This is a genomic window from Clostridium sp. CS1-1 (assembly GCF_056135525.1).
In genome coordinates this window covers 3,161,974-3,179,953 of record NZ_CM148680.1, presented here as the reverse complement: position 1 = coordinate 3,179,953, position 17,980 = coordinate 3,161,974, and the positions used below count along the sequence as shown (strand labels likewise).

General features: G+C 29.2%; 15 protein-coding genes. 9 read left to right on the top strand and 6 right to left on the bottom strand.

Translation table 11 applies throughout. The annotated features are described in order from the left end of the window. Nucleotides 1–132 precede the first annotated feature (132 nt). The 3 genes from AC0N0V_RS14880 to AC0N0V_RS14870 all read left to right on the top strand — a co-directional run bounded on the left by AC0N0V_RS14880 (nucleotide 133) and on the right by AC0N0V_RS14870 (nucleotide 6,149). On the top strand, nucleotides 133–894 hold the full coding sequence (locus AC0N0V_RS14880; protein ID WP_474458825.1) for a SagB/ThcOx family dehydrogenase: 762 nt from the start codon (nucleotides 133–135) through the stop codon (nucleotides 892–894). Between the two features lie 120 nt (nucleotides 895–1,014). Beyond that, on the top strand, nucleotides 1,015–5,205 hold the full coding sequence (locus tag AC0N0V_RS14875) for a DUF445 family protein (RefSeq protein WP_474458824.1): 4,191 nt from the start codon (nucleotides 1,015–1,017) through the stop codon (nucleotides 5,203–5,205). 50 nt (nucleotides 5,206–5,255) lie between these two features. Then, nucleotides 5,256–6,149, top strand: coding sequence for an aldose 1-epimerase family protein (locus AC0N0V_RS14870; protein WP_474458823.1), 894 nt, complete (start codon nucleotides 5,256–5,258; stop codon nucleotides 6,147–6,149). A gap of 249 nt (nucleotides 6,150–6,398) precedes the next feature. Here AC0N0V_RS14870 and AC0N0V_RS14865 read toward each other — a convergent pair whose 3' ends face one another. The 5 genes from AC0N0V_RS14865 to AC0N0V_RS14845 all read right to left on the bottom strand — a co-directional run bounded on the left by AC0N0V_RS14865 (nucleotide 6,399) and on the right by AC0N0V_RS14845 (nucleotide 9,973). After that, on the bottom strand, nucleotides 6,399–6,995 hold the full coding sequence (locus AC0N0V_RS14865) for a 3'-5' exonuclease (protein WP_474458822.1): 597 nt from the start codon (nucleotides 6,993–6,995) through the stop codon (nucleotides 6,399–6,401). A 17-nt stretch (nucleotides 6,996–7,012) separates the two neighbouring features. Continuing rightward, entirely contained in the window at nucleotides 7,013–8,002 is a 990-nt protein-coding gene (locus AC0N0V_RS14860) for a TRM11 family SAM-dependent methyltransferase (RefSeq protein ID WP_474458821.1), read from the bottom strand. A gap of 15 nt (nucleotides 8,003–8,017) precedes the next feature. Further along, nucleotides 8,018–8,608: a protein kinase gene (locus tag AC0N0V_RS14855; protein WP_474458820.1), complete on the bottom strand. Its 591-nt coding sequence runs from the start codon at nucleotides 8,606–8,608 to the stop codon at nucleotides 8,018–8,020. A gap of 167 nt (nucleotides 8,609–8,775) precedes the next feature. After that, nucleotides 8,776–9,006, bottom strand: coding sequence for a glutaredoxin family protein (locus AC0N0V_RS14850; protein ID WP_474458819.1), 231 nt, complete (start codon nucleotides 9,004–9,006; stop codon nucleotides 8,776–8,778). 319 nt (nucleotides 9,007–9,325) lie between these two features. Next, entirely contained in the window at nucleotides 9,326–9,973 is a 648-nt protein-coding gene (locus AC0N0V_RS14845; RefSeq protein ID WP_474458818.1) for a hypothetical protein, read from the bottom strand. Nucleotides 9,974–10,347: 374 nt separating this feature from the next. Between AC0N0V_RS14845 and AC0N0V_RS14840 the strand changes: the two genes are divergently transcribed. The 6 genes from AC0N0V_RS14840 (at nucleotide 10,348) to AC0N0V_RS14815 (ending at nucleotide 16,730) form a co-directional block, all read left to right on the top strand. Then, a complete protein-coding gene (locus tag AC0N0V_RS14840) occupies nucleotides 10,348–10,866 on the top strand; it encodes a nitroreductase family protein (RefSeq protein WP_474458817.1) in 519 nt (172 codons plus the stop codon). Nucleotides 10,867–11,142: 276 nt separating this feature from the next. Next, entirely contained in the window at nucleotides 11,143–11,634 is a 492-nt protein-coding gene (locus tag AC0N0V_RS14835; protein ID WP_474458816.1) for a hypothetical protein, read from the top strand. Continuing rightward, on the top strand, nucleotides 11,606–12,271 hold the full coding sequence (locus AC0N0V_RS14830; RefSeq protein ID WP_474458815.1) for an accessory gene regulator ArgB-like protein: 666 nt from the start codon (nucleotides 11,606–11,608) through the stop codon (nucleotides 12,269–12,271). Before AC0N0V_RS14835 ends, AC0N0V_RS14830 begins: the two co-directional genes overlap by 29 nt. Next, on the top strand, nucleotides 12,271–12,417 hold the full coding sequence (locus tag AC0N0V_RS14825) for a cyclic lactone autoinducer peptide (RefSeq protein WP_474458814.1): 147 nt from the start codon (nucleotides 12,271–12,273) through the stop codon (nucleotides 12,415–12,417). Before AC0N0V_RS14830 ends, AC0N0V_RS14825 begins: the two co-directional genes overlap by 1 nt. Before the next feature lie 63 nt (nucleotides 12,418–12,480). After that, on the top strand, nucleotides 12,481–14,193 hold the full coding sequence (locus AC0N0V_RS14820) for a bifunctional diguanylate cyclase/phosphohydrolase (protein WP_474458813.1): 1,713 nt from the start codon (nucleotides 12,481–12,483) through the stop codon (nucleotides 14,191–14,193). A 440-nt stretch (nucleotides 14,194–14,633) separates the two neighbouring features. Next, nucleotides 14,634–16,730, top strand: coding sequence for a sigma-54 interaction domain-containing protein (locus AC0N0V_RS14815; RefSeq protein WP_474458812.1), 2,097 nt, complete (start codon nucleotides 14,634–14,636; stop codon nucleotides 16,728–16,730). Nucleotides 16,731–16,767: 37 nt separating this feature from the next. Here the strand turns inward: AC0N0V_RS14815 and AC0N0V_RS14810 are convergent, their stop codons facing one another. Beyond that, nucleotides 16,768–17,535, bottom strand: a complete 768-nt coding sequence (locus AC0N0V_RS14810) for a 3'-5' exonuclease (RefSeq protein WP_474458811.1) — start codon at nucleotides 17,533–17,535, stop codon at nucleotides 16,768–16,770. Nucleotides 17,536–17,980: the final 445 nt, after the last annotated feature.

The following is a 17,980-nucleotide window of genomic DNA, read 5'->3' as shown; positions in this document are numbered from 1 at the left end:
TTTAGGAGGACTTAAAAGAATTATAATGTGAATTTTTCTTATACAAGATAAAAGTTTGTAACATAGGTTACAGATATCTTTATTATAATTGATATATGCTATAGATAGTAATAATAAAGGAGAGTATCAATTATGATAAGATATGAAAAAGAAAGAGCATTTCTAAAGTCTAATTTTAATGAATTCAAAAACATAAAGACTGATAAAATGAAAGGCGTTTCTGAGCCAATAAATATTAAACCTTACGACAGTAATTGTAAAACAATTGAACTTCCAAAAGTAAATGAGGACATTGCTAAAAATCAAAATATTTATCAGTGCATAAAACAAAGAAGAAGTACAAGACTATACAGTGAGGAAGCACTTAGCATCGAAGAATTATCATATTTGCTGTGGGCTACTCAAGGAATTACTAGCGTGAATAATGCTGGACTTACTCTTAGAACAGTACCTTGTAGTGGTGCAACACATACTTTTGAAACTTATCTATTTATACTTAATGTAGAAGGAATAAAAAAAGGCGTGTACAGGTATCTTCCAATAGAACATAAGTTGTTAGTCATGTTTGAGTTAGAAGGAATAAACAATAAAGTTGATGAGATTACACTAGATCAGCCCTTCGTAGCAAACTTTGCTAAAAAGGCTTCGGTAATATTTGCATGGAGTACAACTCCTTATAGATCTGAATGGAAATTTGATACAACGGCTCATAAAAAGATTCTGATAGATATTGGACATGTATGCCAAAATCTTTATTTATCTAGCGAGTCTATCAATTCAGGAACTTGTGCCATAGGGATATATGATCAAAAGATGATTGATGAAGTACTAGGGTTAGATGGAAATGAAGAGTTTATTGTATATCTTGCTGCCGTTGGAAAAAAGAAAAAATAGGGCTGAAATGAATTGACAATGATTAATAAATAGAATACTCTTATAATATAAGAACTCACCTCATACTAAGGTGAGGCTTTTTTTGCTGAATTTTAGATTAATTACTACAAGGAGGACTATATGCAGTTTGATTTAATAAAAGAAATATTGACTGGTTCAATAACAGGATATATAACAAATGCAATTGCTATTAAAATGATTTTTCGAGAATACGGAATAGGTAATCTCAAGGTTGGCGGAATAATTGTAAAAACTAGAGAAGAATTTATTCATAACGTAAGTGACTTAGTAGAAAGGGAAATAATAAATCCTGAAACTTTAAGTAACGACTTATCTAAGGAGTCATTTAAAGACAGTATTAAAAAAATGGTAGAGGATTTACTAAACATACATATTTACGAAAATGTATCTAACAAGTCCTTAGGTGAACTTGAAGGTTTTGATAAAACAATAAATAGAATGGATGAATATGTAAAGGGTCTTGTTAATGATAAGCTGCTTGTTGTATTTGAAAGCACTTCTAAGAATATTTTTTTAAGAGATATAGTAAGTGAGAAACAAGCACAGCATTTAAGTGGACAATTAGTTACCTGTGTTTTAGATACATTAAATAATAATGATTTTGTAGAAAAAACTATAGCTGATTTCTATAATGAAAATCATTCTTTAACTTTTGGTGGATTTTTTGGAAATAGACTTATAGAAAATATAAGTAAAAGTTTTGAAGAAGAAATAAAAGATTTTCATATAGATTTGAAGAGTAGCTTTAATGCTGATATAGATAAAGTTTTGGAGAGCACTTTTGAAGCATTAGAAATAAATAAGATATTAAAAGTACTAGAACAAGAGTTATTAGAGAAGAAAATTGTTGATTTTGTGCATCTTAATGAGAGTGTAAGTTTATGGGAAGATTTAAAAGATAAAACTAAGGAGTTCTTACAATCTAGTGATGGCAAAGCGCTTATAAGTAATTTAAGTGAAGAATTATTAAACATCTTAAATGAGTGTGATAAACCCGTTTTAAGTTTATTTTCAAGTAGTTTAAAAGAGAATGTAGAGGAATTTTTCAAAGATAAGCTTCAATATTTAGTTAAAGAATTAATAATATGGATAGAAGGTAATAAAGGTGACATAGAACGCTTAGTAGAAGATGCTATAGAAGATACAATTCATTCAATAGATGACGACTTTAAGAGAAATGCTTTAAAAGCAATTAAGGGTAAATTTTTAGATGGTGCAGCAGAAAAATTTGAGATAGTATCAAAGATAACTGATTACTTAGATAATAATGCTGACCTAGACTCAATCAGCAAGGATGTATCAGTTATAATTATTGAGTATCTCAAAGAAGAAAAGATATCCACTATATTTAGAATACTACAGAACAACAATATAGTTAGTGGAGAAACCCTTGCTGGGTACATAACTGAAAATCTTATTAAGTTTGCGGATAACCTTCCAAGTGATTATTTTAATGAATTTTTAAATAAGAAGATAAAGGATATTGCAACTATAAACTTACCTGAACTGTTTGAGAGTCATATAAAAGAAATAATGATCAATGTAATAAAAAATCAATTTATTTATACAGAAAATATGACTAGCATAGTGACCAAGGAACTTACGCAAAGTTTAAAAAATATTAATACTTTAAGTTTAGAGAATTTAATAAGAAAGGAAGAATTATCTAAAGGCACCAGTTATATTAAGAGTATAATAATTGATAGGGTAAAAAATAATGAGAATACTATAAGAACTTTGATATGTGGAGAACTGAATAATTCTATGGATTCATTGACTTTGAGCAATGTTATGGATGATAATCTTAGAAAAAATTTATTTGATAAATTTAAAAACATTCTATTAAGTAAAACGGATAAACTGCTAAGAAGTTCTAAAAATATTGAGCTTAAAAATGTCTATGATAAAATAAATAATATAGAAAATTTGAGTGAGAATGTAACAAAGTCTACTAAAGTTTTATTGAAAAATAATTTAGATACTATTCTAAAGGGAAATATAAAAAAAGCAGTTTCTAGTAATCTAAGAAACTTAAAGGATGAAGAACTTCAAGATATGGTTGAAGGATTCATGGGAAAGGAAATGAAACCAATTACGATAATTGGTGCATTACTTGGAGCTATTGCTGGTATAGGTATGTACTTTTTCAACAAATCAACTGCACAGTATAATATTGTTACGGCAACAATAATAAGCGTTATAGTATATGGAATAGTGGGATGGATTACAAACGTGCAGGCAATAGCGATGCTTTTCAAACCATACAAAGAAAAAAAACTACTTGGAATTAAAATCCCATTTACCCCAGGCGTGATAATAAGTAGGAAACCTAAGTTTGCAAAGTCCATGAGTTCTTTTGTTGGAGAGGAATTGTTAAAGAGAAGTAGTATAGAGGAATTATTTAATAAAAATAAATCCAATATATACAATAAGCTTCATGAAATAATCTTAAAGGATGAATATAAGATTATAGGAGATTTTTTATCTAAACATTTAGATACCATTAGTGGAAAGGCTCATAATTATAGTAGACATTTAATTGCTCATAATAAACATAATATCTCAGATGCTTTAGTACACGAACTAAGTAAATTTGATCTTTGCAATATGAACTTTTCTGAAATTAAGGATAAAACAGAAGAAATGATGTTAAATAAAATTAAATCATCAGATGAAGGTATAGGAAATAAGATAGATGAATTCTTAAGATCTAATAATAAAATAACAGAAGCTATTCCAAATGAATATTTATTATCTATAGAAAAGCAAGTCGGAAACAAAATGAAAGCTATAATAGATAGCATTGATATACAGGATGAAGAGAGTAAAAACAAACTAATTTTATTATTAGGTAATTATTATAATAAGTTATCAAATAGTACTGTTAATAAAGTACTTAGCCCTTCGAAACTTACAAAGTGGAAAGAAGCTATAAGTAAGATAATAATAAGCAAAGTTACCTCTGAAGATACTAGAGACAAGGTCCTGTCAATGTTAGAGGATATGATTGCCAAGGAACTAACTCCTGATAAGAAAGTAGATCAACTGCTTGGCGGCTTTTTTGTAAAAATAGTAAAGAATAACTTTAGCTACATAACAGATAATGCTGTAAAGTCTATTGTAAAAGGATTATCTAATAACCAGAGAGCTATAGCGGAAGTAGCCATAACTACTACAAAGGAGAGTTTAGGCTTCTTCGAAATAATGGGTTATAATATGTTAGGTGGGGATCAGATAATATCAGATATCGTTCATAATCTAGTTAACTATAAATTCCCTGATTTTATAGGAACTAAAAAGGAAGAACTTAACCAATTGTTAGAAAACTTCGTTCACAATGAAATTTTTGAGAGTAATATTGGAGAATTGGATATTAGACTTGAACGTAATGAAGTTTTAGAGCTTATGGATATACTTATTAAGGATGATAGTAATAGCAAAGTATTAAATGATAGTGTAGAAAAAGTTGCAGATAGTGCTATTAACTATTTAGCAAACTTTGGAATAGAAGAATATCTACATCATTTATCTATTAATAAGTTTGAGGATTTGGCAGATAGATTCAAAGATGAATTAAGTTTTGTAGAGAAAGCTTTAGTAGACAATATTGAGATAAAAAAAGAAAGCATTGCTCTAGAATATATGGAGCTAATAAATAGGATTTTTAAAACTCTAATTCTGTCAAAGGAAGTTAGAACTATTTCAAAAGGAATAGAAAAAGATTATATAGTAGATATGTCCCAAAATTTAAGCTTAAAGCTTTATAATAGCAACGCTATTAGGGTAAATTTAAATAATTATATAGAAAATCTGATTAATGAAGATGTTAAAAGGAAAAACATTGGCGAATTAGTAAATGTTGATGAATTGAATAATTGTATACTACTTTTATTGGATAAAATTATGGAGAATAAAGATATAAATGATGAAGGTAGGGAACTAGTTAGGTATGTAGTTGAAGATATTGCGAAAAGAAATTTTAGTATTTTAGATGTTTCTACCAAAGAAGCTATTGTAGAGATAATTATTACTTCAGTTGTAGAGTCTGTAGGTGATAACTTCTCAAGTATACTTAAAAATATTGATTTTAGAGATATTACTGAAGAGCAAATAAATGATATGGAGCCAAAGGAGATAGAGGAATTATTTAATTCCTTCGCAAAGAAATATTTTGATAGATTAAAAATATACGGTTTTGGAGGAGCGGTTTTCGGAATTCACTGGATTATAGGAATCATAACAGCTGCATTATATATAGGTTCAGAAACTAAGAATAATATGAAGAGTTAATTTATTTATATAACTTATAGTGTTAAATTTAAGGCGAGAGGATGTTTGACATGAATATAGTATTGGAAAATGAATTTTTAATGGTTAGTTTGAACAGAAATGGTGCAGAGATAACAAGTATAAAGACTAAAGAGGATAATACAGAATATATATGGAATGGTAATCCCAAGTTTTGGGGAAGACACGCTCCAGTTTTATTTCCAATTGTAGGTAAAGTGAAAAATAACAAATATAAAATTGATGATAAAACATATAGTTTAAATCAGCATGGATTTGCTAGGGATTTAGATTTCAGTATTATTGAAAGCAGTAAAGAAAAAGTTTTATTAAGATTGTCATGGAGTGAGAAAACATTAAATATGTATCCGTACAAATTTGAGTTGGATATACAATATTGTCTCAAAGGTAATACTCTTGATATAAGTTATATTGTAAAAAATGTTGACACAAGAGATATATATTTTTCTATAGGTGCTCATCCAGGATTTAATTGTCCTTTAGAAAGTGGGAACGCTAATTCATTAGAAATAAACTTTGAGGATTATTATTTTGAATTTGATAATAATGAAACAACAGGGATTATACCTATTACTAGTGATGGTCTACTAAAAAGAGAAGTGAAATCTTTTTTAAACAACACAAATAAAATACATTTAACTAATAGTTTATTTCAAAATGATGCCTTAGTATTTAACAATCTTAAGTCACAAAGGATTGCACTTAAGAATACTAAAAACTCTAAAAGTGTAACGGTAAACTTTTCGGGATTTCCATGTCTTGGACTTTGGTCAAAAGCGGAAGGAGCACCATTTGTATGTATAGAACCTTGGTTTGGTCATGCTGATTTCGAAGATTTTGAAGGTGAGTTCATAGAAAAAGATGGTGTACTAAAGTTAAAGGTGAAAGAAGAATTTAATTGTAAATATAGTATTTCAGTAGAATAATAAAGTGAAACTTGAATCAGATGAGGTTTTAACCGCACCTGATTCTTAGTTGAACCAATCCAGGGACGTAGCCGCTCGAAACGTACTGTTTAAAGAACAGGGAGTATTAAAGCGGGTAGTCATCGGATAAATACTGGATGATTAGAAACAACAATATATAATAATTAAGCCACTACTTTAAACAAACTAAGGGTATTCAATAGTTTGTTTGAAATAGTGACTTAATTATTAATAATCTTCAAATTAGAATTATATATCTAATTTATATCCTAGCTTTTGCGCTTTATAATAGCAAGAAACCAGCCCTGCCACATCGTATCTAGCATCATGAAAGTCTACATCTTCGCAGCCAAAAAGTCTTTTAGCTCCTTGAAGTACAACGCTTTTATCTATTTGAAGGAAATCCATTGTTTCCTCTAGTCTAGGATACTTAGGTCTGCCAGTTTTGGTTTTTGCTCCCACGATAGGTTTAAAGTATTCCATGGTGCAAAAATACTCGGATGGAGCCCAGTTAACTCCACTTAACCTACCAAATTCGGCGATAAGAAACTTTTTATCGAAACTTACATTATGAGCAATGAAAATTCCATCTTTTAAATCTGTAGCAATCTCTTTTGCAACATCTCTAAAAGTTTGTCCATTAGACAAAATCCTCAATTTCTTCACATCAAAACCGTGTACTGATTGGGCAGAAGGTTCAACATATTCAACAGCAAAAAAGAAGTTTTTTGAAAAACAAACTTTTTCAACTCCATCTGAATTTGTATCACAGACACAGTAAGTAAGCTGTATCACTTCACCTGGCTCAATACCGGTGGTTTCTGTATCTAAAAAAATTTTTTTCATAAAAACTATAAACTCCTTTACTTACATATAGTTATGTATCTTTTGAATTTTCCCTTAGAAACATCACATCGATCAACAATACGAAATCCAGACTGCGTAATATGAGCATCCATATCCTCAAAAGTAATGATAACCATTTTATCAGATATTCTGCGAGCAGTTCTTATAATATCAACTTGTTCTTTAAGAGTTGTAGGCGAAAATAAACCATAAGGTATATCTACAATGGATACATCAAATTTATCTTCTATAGTATGCATGTCACCAGTAGTTATAGCATTTTCGTAACCGAAATATTGAAGATTTTTTTTAGCATTTGCTGCAATCATTGGGTTTATCTCATAACCCCTAATGTCAACTCCTTGATAAAGTCCTTCTAAAACAACTGTTCCGATTCCACAACAAGGATCTATAATATTATATTTTAAATTATTAGATACAGCAATATTTATAATTGACCTTGCAACACGCACTCCTAATGCATTTGAGTATGAGAATGGTTTTTTATTATGAAAATCAGAGGGTAGCTCATTAACTTCATACTCGCCAAATATCCATTTATCTTGTAATTTTGTTATACCTAGCAAGACCTCAGGATTATTCATCTCTGCTTCTCCATTTATCTTCATTCCAACCGAATACTCAACTTTACGTCTTTCATCATGACCAAGGTTTTCGTTCTCATAATTGATATAGGAAACCTTGAAATTTTCGTAGGATAAGTTATCAGCTGTGATTTTATGAAGTATATCATTTAGCGTACTACCTGTATATATTATAGATATACATTGTTTTATAAAAGGGCTTCTTGATGGTTTCACATAGTGAAAAGAAAAAAAGTGTTTTGTCTTTGGTACTTTATTAAAAAGACACTTCATTTCCAAGGTACATAGGTTTTTTTCATCCTTAGAGTAGTTGATTATATAGAAATAGGGTTTAATTTTACCATTTTTATTAGTTTTTGGTCTCATAATGCTATTTATATTTATAGGTGTCAATTGTAACATACATACGCTCCCTCTCTAACTACGTTCTTCTTCTAATTCATTTATATACTGACTTAACTTTATGTTCCACTGTTTATAAAGTTTTGGTCTCTCCTCTTTAACTACTGAGAGGAAGAATTCCAGTACACCAAGCTTATACAGACCTTTAGTCAAGTGTCTAGGAAAGTCTCTCTTTTTTGAATAAAATTTTTTGGGATCTATTACCATTAAGGAACCATCTGGTTGAATTAAAATATCCTTACATCTTATATCTTCTTTTAAAAACTTTAGTTTTTTAAATTCTTCTAATAAATGTATAATCTTTATTGCTAAATCTCTGCTTAAACCATAGCACTTTACATAGTCTCTTAATATTATACCATCAACATAGTCTCTTATCATATAGTTTCCTGACATACCATAAACTCGAGGGAAGTATTTATTGTTATTTATTTTGTTAAGAATGAAATATTCTTTTTTGCAGCTCTCAACCTCAAAACAAATTTTAATTACTTTACCATCAGGCAATAAATAAACAACACCGTTATGACCTTTACCCAGGAGCTTACAATCTAGTAGATTCACATCAAAATTTTTGATATATTGCTCATATATCTTTTTATCCATAATAACTCCTTTCAAGAATTGTTTTAAGAATATGAAATAATCATTAAAATTTCATGTATCCTATATAATATGATATATGTTGTCGTATTGATACTTAAAATAATAAATGCCTACGTAATTATATACGTAAGCATTGCTTAGTGGAACACTCATTTAGAATTATATAACTATATTCCTAACAATGAGGAAACTTTTTCTTTATCAAATCCTAGTATTTCTTCTCCGTCTATTACGATAAGAGGAACAGATCTATATCCTTTTTTCATAAGCTCTTTTCTAGCTTCAGTATTTTCTGAAATATTGTGCTCACTAAATTCAACATTATTTTCATTAAAATAGTCCATTGCAGCATGACAATATCCACATGTATTACTTGTATATATATCAACTTTTTTCATAATAATAAAATACCTCCAGTTTTATTATATTTATATGTTATTTACCATGAAATTATCGGTAAATAATTCCTATGATTAATATTATAACACCAACTTTATTATTTGTAAATAATTATTATTAGTTGTTATTTTGAATAGGCGTAATAAAGCTAGTGTACACATTAAACTAAGAATTGGATGATGTCAAAAGTCTATATAACTCTTAGTTTTGCTATATATAATATTATTTGATTACAGAAACAATATTATTCATTTTAGTTATATGATCTATAATAAGTTATTATGTATAACTGATATATTTAGATTAGGATACAATATGTTAGTTAAGAATAGAACCCTTTATTTTCACTATTCCCATTTTGTTAACTCTTTTTTTATAATCACTATTACTTTCGCCACTCTTTTTAGGAATAAAAACATCTAGCCTATGAATTGTATTAAAATTATTACCACCTTTATCTGCAACAGTTAGAACACCAAATTCATTAGTATGAATCTTTGTTCCAAGTGGTAACACATTGTTTGCAACTGTTCCAGGCGTCAACTTTTGGCCAATACAATTTATGCCGTTAAACCCTCCATTTTCCTCAGGAAGACTGGAGTAAAAGGTTAGTGTAAGATCAATTTCAGTATTTAGGCTACCTCCTCGCGATAGTTGTTTTTCTTGCAAATCTTTATTCGGGAGTGATTGATCTTTATTTTGAGTCATATTAGTTTTTTGAATTTCAGCAGATTTAGTATTAGGTGCTGAATCCTGTTTAATTGGTGCTACGCCATCTTTTTTAATTTCGTCTTTAGTTTTAGAATTTGCTGCTTGTTTTTTATCGATTATTAGTTTTTTTGATGTTATAAAATTGGCGTTATATGTTTCTATGATGTTTTTATAAATATGTACGTAGTTTATATTAATTAGATAAAGCCATAGAGTAATCAGAGTTATAATCACTTTTTTTACATCTGTTTTCAATGTTAACATCCTTTCTGCTAGTAACTTCACTTTATTATTATGGACAAGGTTATCAAAACATAACCATATTCCATGAAATTATTATATGTTTGCTAATTTAATTTAATGTATAAAAACTAGTTTGCAAAGTAAAACTGGAACAAGACGATGTTTCAATAGCATCTAAATTTAAGTTTTATCCGATCGCTACCATTGCTAACACCTCCATCTGAACCTAAGAATCACTTGATATCTCATATATAAGGATAAGAAAGGGATAAGTTATAGAGATTAAGGAATGCACTGGAAAGATGGTGAATTTATGATATAATTGTAAATAAAATTCTATTACGCTTTAGTTTTCAGGAAAAGAAATAAAGAGAGGGAGAAGAAACATGGATTTTTTAGAATTAGCAAAAAGACGTTATTCGGTACGCAAGTATGAAACAAAAAAGGTAGAAGAGGAAAAACTAATGAAAATACTTGAGGCAGGTAGAATTGCTCCTACAGGAGCCAATACCCAACCACAGAGGCTTATTGTGATTAAAGAAAAAGAAGGGCTAGAGAAACTTAATAAGGGAGCTAATGTGTACGGTGCTCCTCTGGCAATAATAGTATGTGTAGATCATGATGCAGCCTGGAAAAGACCTTTTGATAAAAAAGATATATCAGATATAGATGTAAGTATTGTTACTGACCACATGATGCTTCAGGCGACAGAATTAGATCTTGGGACTGTGTGGATATGCTATTTTGATCCTGCAGTTATAAAAAAGGAATTTAACTTACCAGATAATATAGAGCCTATTAACATATTAGCAATAGGATATGCGGTAGGAGAGGCCGCATCATCAGATAGACATGATAAAGCTAGAAAGCCGTTAGATGACATTGTTTTCTATGAAACATATTAATATATCACTTTATAGAGGGAGAATTCTAAAATGTAGTATTCTCCCTTCAGTATGTTAACTAAGGTTTTATTGGTATTTTGAAATATGCGTCAATGAGATTTGAAACATGAAAAATATTTTACATTAAAATATTAGTTATTATAAAATTCGATGTTTTAGTATAGATTTAATGGAATATATATGTCATTTTTACATTTATATGTTCACCTTATGAAAAATTAGTGATATAATTGGATAAGATTGAAATAATTAGACATATATTATGCGAGGTAAATCATGTTAAATTTATCAGTATTAGAATTCTTTTTAAGGCTTATTCCTGAAGCATTTATGCTTATTTTAGCAGGATATGCCTTTTCATCTAAGAATATTAATAAAAAAGATTTTTGTATATCTAGTATATTGCTAGCAATGGCAACTTATCTAGTAAGAATGCTTCCAATTCACTTTGGAGTACATACAGTAATACTCCTTATAATTTACGTTTTAATAACTGGTTTTTTAAATAAAATCGACACTATTAAAGCTATATCTGCTGGATTAACTTCGGCAACCCTACTCTTTATTTGTGAGTGGCTTAACGTTTTTGTTCTAACAAACATATTAAAAATTAATATTGAACCTATGTTTAAAAATGCTTTTTTAAAAGTTGTATATGGAATTCCATCATTACTATTATTTGGTTTAATCATATTTTTAATATGGTATAGAAATTTACATTTACGAAAGGTTGCTGTGAATGTTTTTAATAGAGAAGATATCAAATAATTTGGCATTTAAGGTTTCTACTACATTAAAATTAAATAAGGATCAGGAAGAGATAATTGCTTATGGAGCTTTTAATTTTATTCAAACGATATGGTGCATTTTTATGGTTATGTTATTGGGCATAATATTCAATGTTCCATTAAAAGCTATAATTATTTCTTTTATCATTAGTATATTAAGGAAATATTCGGGAGGGGCTCATTCTAGTTCTCCTAATCGCTGTGCACTGATAGGAGCAATTGTATCAGTTGGACTAGCATTGTTTGTAAAAGATACTTATGATTTCAACTACCTCAGGTGGATTATTTTTATGGGAGTAGTTATTTTTCTGTTTGCATATTACACTATTTATAAATATGCACCAGTTGATAGCCTAGAAAAACCTATAGTTAAAGAAGAAACTAGACAACGTATGAAAAAAAAGGCGATGTTTACACTTAACGTGTTTATTATTTTATTTGTAACATTGTTAGCTAGTTATTTTATTTTAAGAATTGAGTACTATCTATCAATTGCTATGTGCATTTGTTTAGGTGTTCTATGGCAGGTGTTAACACTTACACCGAAAGGGTATCTAGTGTTATTAAATATAGATGCTTTTTTTGAAAAAATCACAAAGATATTGGAGGGGAAATAATGAAAAACTTTAAAATTCAAGCACTAAAGGGAATTATGGTATTAGCAGCGTCATTATGTACATTCTTTGCGCTTTCAACTTCAGCTTCTGCATGTACATGGGGATTTTATCAACCTGAAGAACCAAAGTGTCTAAGAGAAGAGTAACATAAAGGTCGATTTTTCGACCTTTATATTTACTTATGAGAAACATATAAAAGGTGTTTAAATATGAATGAAATAATAAGTAGCAGACAAAGAAGAGTATATGAGATTATATCAGTTGTAAAATTAGCTTCGCTATTGTTTTGTGGGATTATAGTTTTTAATTTCTTTTTTAGTAATAAGAAGTTCTATAAAAATCAGAATGATGAGTTTTTTAATGTATTTCCAATAGGAATGTCAGTGTGTGTATTGGTATTAATTTATGTTATGTGGATAACTTTCTCAATGCAAAGAGCTAAGCTAAAGAACATGAGAGTTGTACAAGTAATTGAGGATTTTATATTTATTTTAATATTTACAGTTTTAGTTGTTTTGTCTGGAGCTCACGAAAGTCAATACAAATTATTGTTTTTGTTTATTATAATAACATCAACCATTCAATCAAAAATAAGACATGGAATTATAGTAGCCTCTATATCATCGATAATAGTATTAACGATAGATCTGATTTATGCAAGAGACCAAGTTATTAATCGTTATTTCGAAAATGATCTTATTTTATGTGGGGTTTTCGTTCTAACATCTTGGCTGTTAGGATACTACGTTAAGATAGAAAATGAGTATACTGAGAACTTAGCTAATTTAGCAAACATTGATGGATTAACACAGGTTTATAATCATAGATTTTTTCAGGATGCCTTAAAAAGAGCAGTTAATGAGGCTGAAGAGTTAAAATCTCCTGTTTCGTTAATATTAACTGATATTGATTATTTTAAACATTATAATGATCTTAATGGGCATCAGAAAGGTGATGAAATCTTAAGAAAAATAGCCTACATATTAAAGAGTAATACAAGAAACGGAGATGTAGTTGCTAGATATGGCGGAGAAGAATTTGTAGTTATATTACCAAACACTGAGGAAAGTGATTCAATTCATGTAGCCGAGAGACTTAGATCAGAGGTAGAAAAGTGGAAGTTTGAAGGAGAAGAAAATCAACCAAATGGAAGAATTACCATATCATTAGGTATATCTACTTTTCCGAGTAAAGCGAAAAATGAAATAGAGTTGATAAATAGTGCTGATGATGCATTATATAGGGCTAAATTTTTTAATAAAAACAGAGTAGAAACTTATTATTCTATCTTAGAAGAATTAAAAAAGGACATTGAAGAAGAACATATAGATTTAATTACTTCGATAAAAACATTAATCAGTGTGATAAATACAAAGGATAGATATACCTATGGGCATGTTGAAAGAGTTGTAATGTTTGCTAAACTGTTAGCAAATAAATTAAATCTTAACCTTGAACAAAAGAAAATATTAAAATATGGAGCATATTTACATGATATAGGAAAAATAAATATTTCTAAAGAAATACTTAATAAGAAAATGCGCTTAACTAATGAAGAATGGGAGATATTGAAGCAACATCCGGTTAATGGAGTTGATCTTATAAAACCTGTAGAATCATTAAAACAAGTAATTCCACTGATTTTATATCATCATGAGAGATATGATGGAAAAGGATATCCATCGCAATTACAAGGTAAGGAGATTCCATATCTTTCAAGAGTATTAACTGTAGTAGATAGTTTTGATGCAATGACTTCTAATAGACCATATAGCCCTAGAAAAAGCTATGATGATGCTATAGTAGAGATTAGAAAATGCATAGGTACTCAATTTGATCCGAATATTGCAGAAATGTTTATAGAAGTTGTTCAAGAAAATAAAGAGAAATTTGACAACCTCACGCTGTTTAGTAGAAAGTAAGGTCTAAAATCACCTATGTAATTTTAAAAAGTAAAATAGAAATACCAAAATGTATTTCTAAGTATGTGAAGAATAGCATACCAAAGGATTTACTATCTGAGGTTAAATCTAGCAAGTGATTTTTATCATAGAAAAATCCTTGCTTTTTATTTTAATTTAATTTGTTAGTAAACTCACAGATAAAGTGAAACTTGAATCAGACGGGGTTTTAACCCCACCTGATTCTTAGTTGAACTAATCCAGGGACGTAACCGCTCGAAACGTACTGTTTAAAAAACAGGAAGTATTAGAGCGGGTAGTCATCGGATAAATATTATAAGGATTTATTAAATAATTTTTTACTTTAATATGGAGTGAGAATACATATATGGTAGTAATTATTATAATGAAATATGTGATATAATTCTCTTATAGTTATGCTTTTAAAGAAGGTGAAATAAATGAGGAAGAGATTAGCTATTATAAGTTATAGCCAATCAACTATAGATGCCTATCAGAAACAAATTACTAGTTTATTTTCAGATAATATTTTAGTGGACAAGTTTTGCATAGGTGATGGAGACATTAAGAAGGGAATAAAAGCAGATTTAGTATTAATTCCATCCTATAATGCATTTAAAATGCTTAAACCTTACATAGAAAAAAAGTGTGAGATAATTATTGTAAATAGAACAATTTCTAAAGAGGGATTAGAAAAAATAATGAGTATCCAGGAAGGTACAGAAGCTGTCTTATTAGATAAAAGCGAAGAAATGGCTGCTCAAATGGTTTCTGTAATATACCAACTTGGAGCAAGGCATGTAGAGTTAACACCAGCCTCTACAGATTCTTATGTTCATATAAAAGGAAGAAGTTTAATAGTTTTAGAAGAGGTAAGGTACGAAAGTAATCTATCTAGTGAAATTATAGGTATTGGAAATAGTCTTCTGGATATAAGTACTATAATGGATATCGGAGCAAAACTTGGCCTAATTAATATTCTTCAAAGACAGAATATTAGAAAAAGTTACAAGGAGATTGTAACTACAAATTTTGGATTATCTAAAATAATTGGACAGACAAATCGATTTGAAAGTGAATTGGATATTTTACTGCAGGTTTTAGATGATGGTATAATAGGCGTCAATGGGGAAGGAAAGATTTCTACATATAGCGAGGGGTCAGAAAACATTCTAGGGTATAAAAAATACGAAATTATAGGTAAACAGAGTCAGCATATTCTTCCATACATTCCTTTTCAACATGTTCTTAAGAACTTGGAACCAGTAAAAGAAAAATTAATAAAGGTAAATGGCTATGATGTAGTAGTATCAGTTGATCCCATAATTCATTCTAGCAAGTTATACGGTGCAGTTGCTATTGTAAAAAAGTTTAGTGATATAGAAAGAAAACAGCATAAACTAAGGGAGCAACTTATTGGTAAGGGGCATATAGCTAGATATAGTTTTTCAGATATATTAGGAGAAAGTGAAGAAATAAATAAATGTAAGGATATTGCAAAAAGAATGGCAAAGTCGGATTCTTCTATTCTAATAACTGGTGAGAGTGGAACTGGAAAAGAACTATTTGCGCAGGCGATACACAATAACTCTAAAAGAAAAAAATATCAATTTGTAGCAGTGAATTGTGGTGCACTGCCAGAGAGTTTACTAGAAAGTGAATTATTTGGATATGAAGAGGGAGCTTTTACAGGGGCGAGAAAAGGTGGCAAAGTAGGGCTTTTTGAACTGGCTCATAATGGAACCCTATTTCTTGATGAAATTGGAGAAATGCCTTTAAATCTACAAATGAGATTTTTGAGGGTACTTCAAGAGAGAGAAGTTATGAGAGTAGGTGGAGATAGAATAATTAAAGTAGACATAAGGGTAATTGTTGCAACTAATAGAAACTTAAAGGAAATGGTTAAGAATGGTGAATTTAGAGAAGACTTATACTATAGATTAAAGGTACTACCGTTAAAATTACCACCACTAAGAGTCCGCAAGGAAGATGTATTGTTATTAATTGATAGGCTAAAAGAAAAATTTGATTGCGATTTTGAATTAACAACTGCTGCTAGAGATGCATTGGTAAAGCATAGTTGGAAAGGAAATATTAGGGAACTTAAAAACTATGTTGAGTATTTTGCTAACTTAGGTCTAAAAGAAGTAGATGTATCAGATATACCTTTTGATGATGAGGAAGATACACATGATTCGGAAGATTTTTATGGTAAGATGTTAACTATGCACGAAAAGAAAACTTTAGATGACCTTTTGCAAATGGCTAAGGACAAAGTAGAAAAATACATATTTATTTTGGAAGAATTAAGAAAGTGTTATGTTAATAAAAGTAGAATTGGTAGAAGAACACTAAATAAAATAGCACTAGAGAAGGATATATTTTTAAGTGAGCAGGAGATAAGAGCTATATTACTTAATCTTGAAAAACTTTCTATTGTAAAGGTTTTTCCAGGGAGAGGGGGAACTGTTATTACAGAACTTGGTATTAAAATAATTAAATATTTAGAAGAGAGTTATAGTGAACATAGATATTAAGTCAAAATAAAAATATTAAAGAGGATATTTAATAAAATTAAGTATCCTCTTTAGTATTTTGAAATTGATTCGTTTTTCCCATCATATAAGCAAGTTTAATTATTGACTTTTCTTCCTCAGTCATTTCCCTATTATACATCTTTTCAAATTGCTTAAATAGCTTATCGATATCGATTTGCTTCTTATTATTACTCTGCCTATTTCTATTATTTTCTTTTTCAAAATTATATATTTCAGTTTTAATTTTTCTATTAAAAATTCTATTGAAAACTTCTGCTGTGTAATAAGCATCATTAAGTGCATTATGAAATTCATTTTTTATAGGAACACCAAATAATTCCACTGCAACACTTAGTCCAACGTTAGTACCCTTAAGATAATTAAGATATTTCGATGCATAACGTTGAACATTAATATATTCTTTAGGTATTAAAGAGGTATCTAAAGAATGATAGCTTACATTTCTAAATAACTCTTTAATATCTGCCGCTCCCCATACACATAGAATACTCTTATCTCCACTGATAAACTGTATGAATTCATCAAATACAATTTTAAAGGAGTCTTTTGTGATTAGGGATTCTATTGTTATACCAGTAATTTGCTTTACAAAAGGATTAATTTCTGTATATATTTCAGGTTTTACTAATCTATCAAAAGTTGAGATGAATTTTAAATTTTCATCAAGCTTTATCGCACCAATCTGAATTATTTCAAAAGGGCATTTAGGATTAGATACGCTTTTGTCTTCTTTTTTAAAATCATAACCTTGGTTGAATTCTAAATCAAATACTATGTAATTCATATTTATATCCTCAATTTATAATAATTATTATTTAGTATACCACTAATTCTATGAAAATATAAACAGAAGTAAAATTAATAAAGTGAAACTTGAATCAGATGGGGTTTTAACCACACCTGATTCTTAGTTGAACCAATCCAGGGACGTAGCCGCTCTTTACTCCCTCTTTGAGAAGAGGGAGTATTAGAGCGGGTAGTCATCGGATAAATGGGTTAAATGGTACATAGCATTAGTACCATTTAACCTACAAAATCATACTTATATGATTTAAACAGGAGATAAGTTGGGGGGATTTATTGAAATTTTACTTTAAAGAGACTTAATTAAGAGAGATATAAAGGGCCATTGCTCTATAATTAGTAAATTTGAAGATATAATTTTATTAGATAATAGAGTAAGGTAGTAAAGAGATACAGGTAAAATTTTGTTCTTGGCACAAAATTTG

Coding starts and splice junctions, on each gene's coding strand:
- AC0N0V_RS14835 (WP_474458816.1), top strand. CDS start 11,143: ATGTTAAATTTATCAGTATTAGAATTCTTTTTAAGGCTTATTCCTGAA.
- AC0N0V_RS14840 (WP_474458817.1), top strand. CDS start 10,348: ATGGATTTTTTAGAATTAGCAAAAAGACGTTATTCGGTACGCAAGTAT.
- AC0N0V_RS14855 (WP_474458820.1), bottom strand. CDS start 8,608: ATGGATAAAAAGATATATGAGCAATATATCAAAAATTTTGATGTGAAT.
- AC0N0V_RS14870 (WP_474458823.1), top strand. CDS start 5,256: ATGAATATAGTATTGGAAAATGAATTTTTAATGGTTAGTTTGAACAGA.
- AC0N0V_RS14850 (WP_474458819.1), bottom strand. CDS start 9,006: ATGAAAAAAGTTGATATATATACAAGTAATACATGTGGATATTGTCAT.
- AC0N0V_RS14810 (WP_474458811.1), bottom strand. CDS start 17,535: ATGAATTACATAGTATTTGATTTAGAATTCAACCAAGGTTATGATTTT.
- AC0N0V_RS14865 (WP_474458822.1), bottom strand. CDS start 6,995: ATGAAAAAAATTTTTTTAGATACAGAAACCACCGGTATTGAGCCAGGT.
- AC0N0V_RS14875 (WP_474458824.1), top strand. CDS start 1,015: ATGCAGTTTGATTTAATAAAAGAAATATTGACTGGTTCAATAACAGGA.
- AC0N0V_RS14880 (WP_474458825.1), top strand. CDS start 133: ATGATAAGATATGAAAAAGAAAGAGCATTTCTAAAGTCTAATTTTAAT.
- AC0N0V_RS14830 (WP_474458815.1), top strand. CDS start 11,606: ATGTTTTTAATAGAGAAGATATCAAATAATTTGGCATTTAAGGTTTCT.
- AC0N0V_RS14815 (WP_474458812.1), top strand. CDS start 14,634: ATGAGGAAGAGATTAGCTATTATAAGTTATAGCCAATCAACTATAGAT.
- AC0N0V_RS14825 (WP_474458814.1), top strand. CDS start 12,271: ATGAAAAACTTTAAAATTCAAGCACTAAAGGGAATTATGGTATTAGCA.
- AC0N0V_RS14820 (WP_474458813.1), top strand. CDS start 12,481: ATGAATGAAATAATAAGTAGCAGACAAAGAAGAGTATATGAGATTATA.
- AC0N0V_RS14860 (WP_474458821.1), bottom strand. CDS start 8,002: ATGTTACAATTGACACCTATAAATATAAATAGCATTATGAGACCAAAA.